General features: G+C 50.6%; 11 protein-coding genes and 1 pseudogene. 3 read left to right on the top strand and 9 right to left on the bottom strand.

Annotated features, from left to right (window positions below):
* Positions 1-303 precede the first annotated feature (303 nt).
* The gene (locus Q3F21_RS21545; RefSeq protein WP_340257671.1) at positions 304-1,746 is read right to left on the bottom strand and encodes a PLP-dependent aminotransferase family protein; all 1,443 of its coding nucleotides are present in this window, start codon (positions 1,744-1,746) and stop codon (positions 304-306) included.
* A 139-nt stretch (positions 1,747-1,885) separates the two neighbouring features.
* Here Q3F21_RS21545 and Q3F21_RS21540 point away from each other — a divergent pair, with 139 nt between their 5' ends.
* Positions 1,886-2,515: a LysE/ArgO family amino acid transporter gene (locus Q3F21_RS21540; RefSeq protein ID WP_340257669.1), complete on the top strand. Its 630-nt coding sequence runs from the start codon at positions 1,886-1,888 to the stop codon at positions 2,513-2,515.
* Positions 2,516-2,668: 153 nt separating this feature from the next.
* Complete coding sequence (locus Q3F21_RS21535) at positions 2,669-3,055, top strand: cupredoxin domain-containing protein (protein ID WP_340257667.1); 387 nt, start codon at positions 2,669-2,671, stop codon at positions 3,053-3,055.
* Positions 3,056-3,098: 43 nt separating this feature from the next.
* On the opposite strand, the gene Q3F21_RS21530 is transcribed toward Q3F21_RS21535, so the two are convergent.
* The 3 genes from Q3F21_RS21530 to panE all read right to left on the bottom strand — a co-directional run bounded on the left by Q3F21_RS21530 (position 3,099) and on the right by panE (position 6,487).
* On the bottom strand, positions 3,099-4,286 hold the full coding sequence (locus tag Q3F21_RS21530) for an MFS transporter (protein WP_340257665.1): 1,188 nt from the start codon (positions 4,284-4,286) through the stop codon (positions 3,099-3,101).
* Positions 4,287-4,559: 273 nt separating this feature from the next.
* Positions 4,560-5,495 (bottom strand): 4-hydroxy-3-methylbut-2-enyl diphosphate reductase, encoded by a 936-nt coding sequence (locus Q3F21_RS21525; protein ID WP_340257662.1) that lies wholly within the window; start codon positions 5,493-5,495, stop codon positions 4,560-4,562.
* Positions 5,496-5,536: 41 nt separating this feature from the next.
* A complete protein-coding gene (gene panE, locus Q3F21_RS21520) occupies positions 5,537-6,487 on the bottom strand; it encodes a 2-dehydropantoate 2-reductase (RefSeq protein ID WP_340257660.1) in 951 nt (316 codons plus the stop codon).
* Positions 6,488-6,689: 202 nt separating this feature from the next.
* Here panE and glnA point away from each other — a divergent pair, with 202 nt between their 5' ends.
* Positions 6,690-8,108 (top strand): type I glutamate--ammonia ligase, encoded by a 1,419-nt coding sequence (gene glnA / locus Q3F21_RS21515; protein ID WP_340257658.1) that lies wholly within the window; start codon positions 6,690-6,692, stop codon positions 8,106-8,108.
* Between the two features lie 118 nt (positions 8,109-8,226).
* On the opposite strand, the pseudogene Q3F21_RS21510 reads toward glnA, so the two are convergent.
* The 5 genes and pseudogenes from Q3F21_RS21510 to Q3F21_RS21490 form a co-directional block, all read right to left on the bottom strand.
* A pseudogene (locus tag Q3F21_RS21510) lies at positions 8,227-8,426 on the bottom strand (SOS response-associated peptidase family protein); the annotation flags it as partial.
* A gap of 349 nt (positions 8,427-8,775) precedes the next feature.
* A complete protein-coding gene (locus Q3F21_RS21505; RefSeq protein WP_340257656.1) occupies positions 8,776-9,417 on the bottom strand; it encodes a hypothetical protein in 642 nt (213 codons plus the stop codon).
* Between the two features lie 15 nt (positions 9,418-9,432).
* A complete protein-coding gene (locus tag Q3F21_RS21500; RefSeq protein ID WP_340257653.1) occupies positions 9,433-9,921 on the bottom strand; it encodes a C39 family peptidase in 489 nt (162 codons plus the stop codon).
* A gap of 525 nt (positions 9,922-10,446) precedes the next feature.
* Positions 10,447-10,725, bottom strand: a complete 279-nt coding sequence (locus tag Q3F21_RS21495) for an ArpU family phage packaging/lysis transcriptional regulator (protein WP_340257650.1) — start codon at positions 10,723-10,725, stop codon at positions 10,447-10,449.
* 360 nt (positions 10,726-11,085) lie between these two features.
* A complete protein-coding gene (locus tag Q3F21_RS21490; protein ID WP_340257647.1) occupies positions 11,086-11,358 on the bottom strand; it encodes a hypothetical protein in 273 nt (90 codons plus the stop codon).
* Positions 11,359-11,362: the final 4 nt, after the last annotated feature.

The raw sequence follows: 11,362 nt of genomic DNA, 5'->3' as shown, positions 1-11,362 counted from the left end.
TTTATGATTGCCTAGAACGATTGTTCCTTTCCTTTACAAGGATATTTTGCAATAATGGGAAAAAAATGAATTTTAAAACTTATTTGCATTATCGTTAAAAAATAACCATTTAGTAACCAACTAATCTATATGGAACCACCTAGCGCTGCTAAAAATGCTAGGTCATCGAACAAACACAGCAGTCGGCCGCTCCTTTAGAAGCCAAGGCTTTTTCCGTTTCTGCTGGAAAACTTCTCGTCTTTTCACAAACGCCTTAAAAACACTAACAATCAGTTCCTCCCCTTTTCCCGGCACGTAAACACGCTAACTCCGCAACAGCTGCGAGAGACGGAACAGAGCATTCTCCAGTTCCCCCTCCTTTGCGTACGCATAGGAAATCCGCAAATGCCTGCTATCGGTTTGATCGTACACATACCCGGGGTTCAACAGGATGCCCTCGCCAAGCGCCCGCAAAAAAAGCGTTCGCATGGACCTTGTCTGCTTCAGGCGCAGCCAGATGTAAAATCCACCGCCCGGCACCTGCCAATCGGCGACATCGGAAAACCAGCGGCGGAGCGCTTTGCAGGCCAGGTCTCTGCGTTCTTTCAGCGACGCTCTTACCCGCTTAAGATGCCGGTCGTAGCGATCTTCCCGCAGCCACTCGGCTGCCGCCAGCTGGGACAGCGCGCTTGCGCCGTAATCCGTCTGCATTTTCACATCGGCGAGCCGTTCGATCACCGGCTCCGGCCCGACGACCCATCCAATCCGCAGCCCGGGACTGAGCGTCTTGGACAAACTGCCTGCATACAGGACCAGCCCGTTCTGATCCAGCGCTTTCAGCGGGAGCGGCCCCGGCTCATCCAGCCACAGCTCTCCGTACACATCGTCCTCCAGAACCGGGAGGCGCTCACGCTCGCAGATAGCCATGACCTGACGCCTTCTGCTTTCAGACATGAACGCGCCGGTCGGATTGTGAAAGGAAGGAATCGTATACAAGAGCGCCGCATCGTGAAGCTGCTTCTGCCTGGACAAAGACTCCGGCCGAATCCCTTCCTCGTCCATCGGGACACCCAAGAGGCGCATCCGGGAAGATTGGAAAACCGAAAGCGAGTAAAGATAGGAAGGACGCTCCAGCAAAATACCGGAGCCCTGACGCAAAATTCCCTGCGAGATCAATTGCAGAGCTTGCAGAGCGCCTGACACAATCAATATCGAGGCGGGCGTCGCCTCTATCCCTTTTGTCCGCAGATGGCCGCTGACGGCCTCTCGCAGCGGCAGCCAGCCTTTTGGCTCCGAGTACCCCAGATGGGTAAGACGTCCATTCAGGGAACTGAGGATCTCTTCCGTTTCCCTGAGCGGCAAAAGCTCCGGAGACAGCTCTCCTGTTCCCAGACGGATCATGGAAGAATCGCTCTCGTATTTGTTGATATCCTGGATGGTCTGCATATTGGACGGATGGTCTGCTGTCTGTACATAGCTCATCCAATCGGGCGGGGCTGCCGATGTGAGGAGCGACCACGTATTGTTGCTTACGATCGTTCCGCTGCCCATGACGGACTCGATCAGCCCTTCGGCCTTCAGCTCGTCCAAAGCTGTGATCACTGTACTGCGATTCACTCCCCAAGCCTCCGCCATCGCCCTTTGCGTGGGAAGGCGGGTGTTGATCGGCCACTCGCCGCTTGCGATCTTTTCCTTCATATATTGGATCATTTGCAGATACACAGGGGTATCAGCCAGTTTATCCGGCTTCCAGTCCAGCTTCAGCATGTCGTGTCCCTCCTTTCTCGTTCACATTTCTTGCTATTTTACAAATTGGTTGGGTTATAAGCAAGCCAATTGGCTGGAGACATTCCCTTTGTTTTCACGTAGGCTAAAACCTGTGAAAACGGAAAAAGGAGGCTCCCGCATGTGGGAAGCAATCGCGCATGGGTTCGCGCTCGCCCTCGGCTTAATCTTGCCTCTAGGAGCGCAAAACGTGTTTGTGTTTAATCAAGGCGCCCTGCAGCCTACGCTTTGGCGCGTGCTGCCTGTCGTCATCACTGCCGCTCTTTGCGATACCGCACTTATTTTGCTCGCTGTGCTTGGCGTCTCTCTGATCGTTCTTACCTTTGCCTGGCTGAAAATGATCCTGTTTGCAGTCGGTGTCTGTTTTCTCGCGTACATGGGCTTCATGACCTGGCGAAGCCGCCCCGCTGTCGAAAAGGGAGCGGCGGAGCGGTTCACCCCCAAACGGCAGATCATGTTCGCCGCTTCCGTCTCCCTGCTCAATCCGCATGCCATCCTGGACACGATCGGGGTCATCGGAACAAGCTCGCTTCAGTATGCGGACATGCTGAAATGGGCTTTCTCCCTCTCCTGCATCCTCGTCTCCTGGCTCTGGTTCTTCGCGCTTGCCGTCGCCGGAAGAACCGCAGGAAGGCTGGACACCTCCGGCAAATTGCTACGCGGTTTGAACATCGTCTCCGCGCTGATTATCTGGGGCGTCGCGCTGTACATGGCCTTCTCGTTGTTTCGCGAGTCGCAGTCTCTCGCCTAACGCAAAAGGAGAGCATTCCCGCTCTCCTTTTCTCTTCTCTGCGTTCCTTTTTCCTGTCTGGCGCAAAAGCTTGCTTGTTTATCCCAAAGAGGTCCAGGGCAGGATAGTAGTAACATCTCCACGAATCCGCACACGCGAAGGAGCTGAAGGGAAATGACTCGTCAACGGTACAGGCAGCTTCGCTATCCGTTAGTCGCGTTGGCACTGATACTGGGGTTACTGGCTATTCATCAGTACCGCCTGTATGCCTCTCCAGTGGCTGCCCAACGCGTGCAGACTGTCACCATCTCCAATGCGGGCTTTTTGCCCGACAAGCTTTCCGTCAACAAGGGAGAGACCGTCTCCCTGATGATCGTCAATTCAGACATTCGCCCGCACAATCTGGTAATCCGCGAGCTGAACGTAGCATCCGCCGATTTGAAGCCAAACCAGTCGGCGACGCTGCAATTTTTGGCTGAGCAGGAAGGGCAGTATACATTTATCTCCAATACGCCGGGCTATCCGGAAACCGGATATCAAGGGACGCTGATCGTCAATTAGCTGTCCTTTTTTCCATGAACCCACACACTCCCGCAGTCCTTTGCTAGAACTGACTGCTTTGAGCAAACCGGGGCTGCTTCCACGGCCCGTAGCGAATGACAAGCAAGGGAATCAGCCCAAAGACGGTCGCGATCCCGAAGAACAAATACGTCTCCAGAATGGACGAGAGATCCTTGATCCAGCCGCCGACCAGATTGCAGGTCATCGATCCGAATCCGTTGCCGATTGACACGAACAAGGACAGCGCGGTCACTTGCAGGGAGGCTGGCGTATTGTCCCTGACAAATTGGGAAGCGGTAGCCAGGTAAAACCCGACCGACAGACCTTGCAGGAAAAAGAAGGCAATCACTACGGTCGTCCCTGGCGCAGAACTGTACCAAAGCCAGCGCATTGCGGAAACAGCCCCCGCCAAAAGAATCGTCAGCTCCAGTCCGAAGCGTCTCACAAAGAAACCGGCCAGCTTCATGAACGGCGCTTCGCTGCCGGCAAAGAGCATGAAGGCCAGCCCGATGCCGGCCACAGAGCCGCCGATATGCTGGTAATACAGCGAAAACCAGATGTTGTGTGCATTAATGGCCCCGTAGATAAAAAAAGAAGCGATCAGGAAGAGAACATAGCGTGGAAGCTTCAACAGCTCCACGATGCCCTGACGGAGACTCCCGCCAATACGGGGGGCCGATTCGGTATGATCCGGAATATTCCGCAAAAACAAGACAGCAGTCAGCGACGCCGCACAGTAGGAAACGAAGATGCTTGCCGTGCCCCATTGTTCCAGCGCGAGCCCTGTCAACAAGGCCGCCACGGCAAAGCCGACCGCCCCCCACAGGCGAATGTCCCCAAACTGGAGGTGATGTTGTTTGGCATACCCTAGACCCATGCTGTCTGAAATGGGCACCAGCGCGCTTTGGAAAATAGAGAGCATGATGTACAAAAGAAAAACAAAGGCAAACGTCGAAACCGCCGGAAAGAACAGCCCGACAAAACCTGACACGGCCAGCGCCAGCATCAATACAGGCTTCCGTATCTGAAAGCGGTCGCAGATCATCCCCCATACCGGCTGGGTAACCATGGATACGACGGGGGTCACTGCACTGATGATGCCGATTTGTGTACCTGTTAGCTGAATGGACTGATAATACTGCGTAATCAACGGATAAAGCGCCCCGTATCCGTAGTAGATAAACAAGTACAGAGCACAAAGGCTCACATGCTGCCGGACCTTGCCCTCCATATAATCCTCCTTCTGACTTTCAAACGCTTTGTTTCGCTTTGCCCTTTGGCGAAGCGTCAGCTGTGATGCGCCTGAACGCGCGAGTGGCAGCCAAACGCCGGGACTTGTGATCGAGCCGACCGCTTTTGCTCAGGTCACACCGCTTTCTGGTATTCCCCTTAACCAAGAAAAGACGAGCAAACAGAGCTCGTCTTCAGCAGGTGCATCCGCATCCGTTCCCTGTCTCCGGCTCTCCTGCTGCAGTGAGCCAGACGCCTGACGATTATCGGCGTTTTACTTTACCGATGGAAGGATTTTATTCATATTGACGGTTCTCTTCTTCTCCCAGGTCTCCGGTTTGGCCTCATCGTATTGCTCGAGAAACTGGATGACCTCTTTCGTCAACGGTGTCGGGGTGGACGCCCCGGAAGTTACGGCAACCCGCTTTTTCCCCTTCAGCCATTCCAGATCAAGCTCAGACAAGTCGGCGATGCGATATGCCGGAACACCGGCGATCTCTTCCGCTACCTGAGCGAGCCGGTTGGAGTTGTTGCTGCGGGGATCGCCCACGACGATGGTCAATTCGGCCTCCCCCGCCTGCTCGGCAACGGCTTCCTGCCGCACCTGCGTGGCCAGGCAGATTTCATTGTGGACCTCCACTTGCGGAAAACGCTTGATGATCGCATCCATCAAGTGCTTGACATCCCACTGGCTCATCGTGGTCTGATTGGTGACAATCAGTTTGTCGGTCGGCATCGACAGCTTTTCGATTTCGTCCACTGTCTGCACCAGATGCACCCGCTCGGGAGCGATTCCGACTGCCCCCTCGGGCTCCGGATGCCCTTTTTTGCCGATGTAGATGACGTGATATCCCTCTGCCACCTTTTCGCGGATCAAATCATGCGTCTTGGTGACATCCGGGCACGTGGCATCCACGACCGTCAAGCCTTTATCGCGGGCTTTTTTTCGCACTTCCGGCGAAACGCCGTGGGCCGTGAAAATGACTGTCCCTTCGTCTATCTGATCCAGGAGGGCAAGCCGGTCTTCGCCATCCAGTGTTTTGACCCCCATCTTTTCAAACGAGTCAACCACATGCGCGTTGTGCACAATCATCCCGAGAATGTGTATGGGACGGGGCAGATCGAAGTTTTGTGCCGTTTTGAGCGCGAGCACCATAGCGTCAACGACGCCGTAGCAATAGCCGCGGGGGGAAATCTTGACGACTTCCATGTTTACCCCTCCTCCATTTTGCGTATTGCCTTCATTATAACTTATTTGGCCGCTTCACGCTTCAATTCGTATACCTTCAAATTGTTGTAAACCACCTTGAGGAGCGGAACGGACATCCCCAGCTGGTCAGCCTTCCGGATCAAATACCCTTGCAGGTGGTCCGCCTCCACCGGCAAGCCTTTTTCCATATCGCGGAGCATGGAAGCCTTCATCCGATAGCCTTGCTTCATGAATGTATCCATCTGTTTGTCTACAACATCCGGATCGATCGGAGCTCCCAGCTTGCGCATGACGGCTGCGCTCTCCTCGGCCAGCTGGCGTGTCAGCTCCAGCCCGTACACCGCATCGCGAATCGGTCCGACTGACGAATTCATCAAGGTCGTAATCCCTGACAAAGTGGTGATAAACAAGTATTTTTGCCACATGTCCCGCTGAATGTCGGCGCTGGCCCGAATGCTCGCTTTCGTACCGGAAAACGCCTGTTTGAGCGCTTCGACGCGTTCGCTCTCTCCACCGGCCCACTCGCCAAAAACCATTTCATTTGTCTGGCTTGTCTGGACGACATCGCCTTCTTCGTTCAGTGTCGTTTCGATGAAGCACAATCCGCCCAGCACCTGATGGCGACCGAATTTCTCCCACAGCCGCTCCATGTGGGCAATGCCGTTCAAAAGCGGCAGAATCACCGTTTGCTCGCCTACGTACGCTGCGATCGCTTCGATGCTGTCTTCCAAATGGTACGCCTTGTTGGATAGCAGGATGACATCAAACGGCCCTGCCGACTCTCCCGACACAATCGTTCCGGGCTGCTCCAGGTGAATATCTCCGTGAACGCTCTGTACTCTGAGACCTCTTTCCTGCAGCTGCTTCCGCCTGCGTTCCCTTACCAGAAAGGTGACGTCTACCCCTTTCTCGGCCAGCCGGGCACCGAAATAACCGCCAACTGCCCCCGCTCCCAACACCAATACCTTCGCCAAAACCCCTCCACCCCTCATTCAAAATAGTTCGTCTATATTTTACAAAAAAGGAACCAGATAAAATAGCCCGCAATATGATGTTAGAAAAACTAACATAAAATGTAACTAAACCTCTTGACAGTCCTGTTCTGAAAATTTTATAATCCCAAGTATAGAAGAGAAAGAAAAACGAACATTCAAAAACTAATGCAAATAAACATTCGTGAATGGAGTGGTTTGAATGGATTCTAAAGCAATTCTGTCTCTTATCGAATTGGAAAACATTGAATATGTGGACTTCCGCATTGTAGATTTGCTCGGTCGCCAGCACCATGTCACCATTCCTGCCTATGCCGTCGACGAGGACACGTTCCACAACGGCGTCGCTTTTGACGGCTCCAGCCTTACAGGCTACAAGGGCATTGAAGAAAGCGATATGGTCGCCATTCCCGACACGGACAGCGCATTCATCGATCCATTCGTCGAAGCGAAAACATTAAATATCGTTTGCAACATCCACAATCCGGACGGTTCCGCTTACGATCGCGATCCTCGCGGCATCGCCCTGAAGGCGGAAGCGTATTTGCAGGAGCTCGGAGTGGCGACAGATGCCTACTTCGGACCGGAATCGGAGTTCTTCCTGTTTGACAACGTACGCTACGCTTCCGGCCCGTCCGGCTCCTTCTTCCACATCGATTCCGAAGAGGCTTACTGGAATACCGGCGCGGAAGGAAAAAACCTGGGGTACAAGGTCCGCAACAAAGGCGGTTACTTCCCGGTTCAACCGACCGATTCGCAAACGGATATCCGCAACGAAATGTGCACCCTCATGACGCAAGCCGGCCTGAAGGTTGAGCGCCATCATCATGAAGTGGCGACAGCCGGTCAAGGCGAGATCAACTTCCGCTTTGACACGCTGACCCGGACAGCCGACAATCTGCTTCTGTTCAAGTACATCGTCCGCAATGTGGCAGCCAAGCACGGCAAAACCGCCACCTTTATGCCGAAGCCGATCGTCGGCGACAACGGATCGGGCATGCATGTCCACCAAAGCCTCTTTAACGGCGACACTCCGCTGTTTTTTGAAAAAGGCGGCTATGCGAACCTGAGCGAGACGGCTCTCTATTACATCGGGGGCATCCTGCATCACGCGCCGGCGTTGATCGCCCTGACCAATCCGAGCACCAACTCTTTCAAACGGCTCGTTCCCGGCTACGAAGCGCCGGTCAACCTGGTCTTTTCCAAAGGAAACCGCTCGGCGGCTGTCCGCATTCCAGTTGCGGCCGTAACGCCGAAAGCTGCCCGCATCGAATTCCGCACCCCGGACTCCACCGCCAACCCTTATCTGGCTTTCGCCGCCATGCTGATGGCCGGACTGGACGGAATCAAGCGGAAGCTGGACCCGCGGGAGCTGGGCTACGGTCCGATCGACAAAAACATCTACGACTTGTCCGATGCCGAAAAAGTGGATATCAAGAGCGCTCCAGGCTCGCTGGCTGAAGCTCTGGACGCTTTGGAACGCGACTGCGACTTCCTCCTGGAAGGCGGCGTCTTCACCCGCGAGGTGATCGAGAGCTGGATTGAGCTGAAGCGCGGCGAAATTCAGGAAGTTGAACGTACGGTAAATCCGAAGGAATATGAGCTGTATTACGATCTGTAAGAGGTAAGCTTGTATCAAAATCCTGTTATATCAATTGTTTTCTTGTCTTTCACCCAAGAATTGGGGACAGATTGGGGACAAACGATACAAAATCACCTCATCACTCACAAAATGAACGGTCCAGCCAGATCGCTTCGTCTTCCTGTCGAAGAATAACCGGGATCCGGTCGTGAATATCTTTCACAACCTCATTTGGCCGTGTGGCGATAATCGTGCAGGTATGATGAACCGTTTCCGTTCAAAAAGATTCCGGAAAGCCGGCTTCTCGGTTAATGTCTCAGCCCGCAAGTTTATCATCTTATAGCCGATGTTCTCGTCAAACATAACTGACATCGCTTCTCGTATGACTTCCGTACATCCGTACTCCGTTCTCATTGAAGTATGCAGCCCCAAACAACTTTGTAACCTCTTCTTCCGTTTGACCAATGATCGATTTCAGCCAACTGGACGAAAAACTTTCACGATCTCGTCCGATCGGCGCAGCACTTCCTCGGTGTAGTATATTTCCCCGGTCGATCGTTCAACGAACTGCCGCACTACGTCTCACCCACCTCCATTTGTTCATTAATGAGTTGCGGAAAAGTATAATCTGTTTTGAAATTGTTACTTTCTTTATGTATATTTTCGATGATAAAAAAAGGACAGCATATCGCTGTCCCTTACTTTCTTATTTTCCTCCACTTAGCGAATCATCTTCAGAGACTTTCTCATCGCTAGAGTTTAACCCATCGTTGATACTTTCAAGAACTTGTTCAGTACTGTACTTGGTTCCGGGACTAAGATCAAGAAGTCTTGCTGCACGTTCTTCGAGCCATATACCTTCATTTCCATTAGCATCAACCGCAACAAAAATAAATCCGCCTGCGTAGTCCAAATAATTCACTTGAACATCTTTACCAAACTCTTGAATTATATTATTGAACATTTCATACAATTCCGGCCCTGTTTTTTCGCGCCCTGCTTGAATTGGCTCGGTATCCGTTGCTATAACTATACCTTTAGCTTTATCTCCCTCCATGATAAACCACAGTTTTTCATCTGAAGGTACAAGTAATTCAGTAAGACTAGAACCTTTAAAAGATTTTATTGTTTTTGTATCAGGTAATTGTGCGCTGTCAATTGAGTAATCAGACAAAGAGAAGTCGTTCACATTATTTTTTTGTAATGTCTTATTATTGCTTGCTGACTCGAACTTTTTATATGCATTAAAGGCGTCCTTTTTCCCTTCATTAATTGCCCCGACAGCAGAAAACGAAAACATTGCAGCAAGAGTTGCTATTCCCAAAACCGCTAAAGTAACCTTCTTCATTTTTTACCTCCTCAATTAATTTTCTTCGAATCCATATAGGGTATGGGTCCACTCTTGACCCGAGCTATCTGCAAATTTGTCATAAGGCATAATAGAGTACTCACCTTTATCAGGATCCATATACCTTAGATATCTAGTTGAGTCGTTTGTGTAGCCATCAATAACAACCATATGACCAATACTTGTATTCCCGGTTTTCCATTTAATTCGTGCTATTAAAGGTATATCATTGTTTATTTCCTTTGCCGTCTCCTTAAATGTTAATGAGTTATTCTCTCGATAACTTCGAAGCCCATAATGATCAAGGCCATCCATAACCTCAGAAATACTTCCCGCTTTATTCGTAACCTCACCTTTAACATATTCAACAAAATCTGATTGAGTAACTTTAATACCAAAATAATCCAATACAGATACTGACGATGCTGACCAGCACCATAGCGCTGCTGCTTGCGTTACTTTTTTGACTCCTAAGTTTACAGTTGTTGAAGCAGCTTGTGACAACTAAGATTACCATATTTTAACCTAAATATAAAAAAATTCATAATATTGGTTTTTATTTTACCCAATAATCAACCTTCTACTTCGATAACTCGTTGAGAAGTACTGGACAAAGGGCGAGGGGCAGGAGCCATAGGTCTCGCACGTTATCCCCTGTCCGATATGTCCCAACCGCGTAATCGCGATTTTCTAAAGTTCCGAGAGGGGTGCCTAAACCTGAAAACCGCTTGTTAAAGCACAGCAACAAAGAAAAGTTGCATGTTCCCTGCTACGATCGTCGCAAGACTAGCGCGTTCAGACTCAGAATGTCCCCCTCTCGTAAGGCCACATTCGTCAACATCCATAGATTCGCTCAGGTACGTCATTGATAAGGGATAGACGGTATCTCCCAAGAGCCTCGATGCCTTGCTCTTAATTCAAGGTTACCGATCCCGTATGGAAAAAACGTCCATGGTTTTGTCCGTGATTTTGTCCCTATTTTTGTCCTGCTTTCTGTCGGGTTTTTGGCGGGAAAATAAAAAACGGCACTCAAATGATGCGGAGTGCCGTGGCAATTTGAAAGATAGCTTCTTTCTTTTTCGGGTAGTATTGATCCTTTGTCAGCCCCAAGTCCAAGTACACGTCGATGTCGCTTACTCTGACTGGATTCAGGTACTTTTTTCCAATGATTTTTCTCTCTGTTTCGTCCAACGAATACTGTAGTGCCCGCTCGATCTGCCTCGCTTTCCATTCATTTTTCGTTTCCGAAAGCTGCAGCCGTGGAAAGAGCTGATCGATTCCTTTTTCCGCTTGTTCTTGTGTGCTCATCTTCCGTACCCCCTCGCGGTTTGCCATGGTTTTAATGTTGGCAGCGAACCTACATTTGGCTCCCTGCGAGTAGGCTTTTTTTATTCTGCCATTGCTATTATCCAGAATTTGGGTTACAATTTATCCGAATATTGGAAAAGGTGGTGATTACTATGAAAAAGTTCGCCGCGTTCGCTTTTGCAATCATGATGGTTATGTCTGTAGCTAGTGGCGCTACAGCTGCTGAACCGTTAAATTGCGGAGCTGCCCCAAATGTTTGTTCGGTATTGTACTAGGACATTTTAAGCCGAACGAAAGTGCCTCAATGTTGAGGCACTTTTCATTTTTCAATCTCCTATTGCATCAAAAATTTCTCTTTTGTTAAATAGTGATTCCCTTAGCCGTTAGAAATACCGAACAAACAGCAAGCCGAGCTGTTCTTCCGCCTATTTCATAACGTTTCTGATTAACTTCATCCCATGCATATGCCTCATATCTTCTATCAGGAACCGCATTTATCCCCAAATATATACCGATCCTCCTCGCTTCCTTCACCAGGGATCCTATTCCATCCCACGAAGTAGAGAAGCAAGGCAAATATTCATCCATAAATCCTTCTTCTGTTAGAAAGTCCCAACCCAGCGCCTCCGCCACTTTC

This window comes from Brevibacillus borstelensis (assembly GCF_037834415.1).
In the GTDB taxonomy this organism is placed as follows: domain Bacteria; phylum Bacillota; class Bacilli; order Brevibacillales; family Brevibacillaceae; genus Brevibacillus; species Brevibacillus borstelensis_A.
Note: the sequence above shows the minus strand (reverse complement) of the source record. Positions and strands in the feature narration are given on the sequence as shown.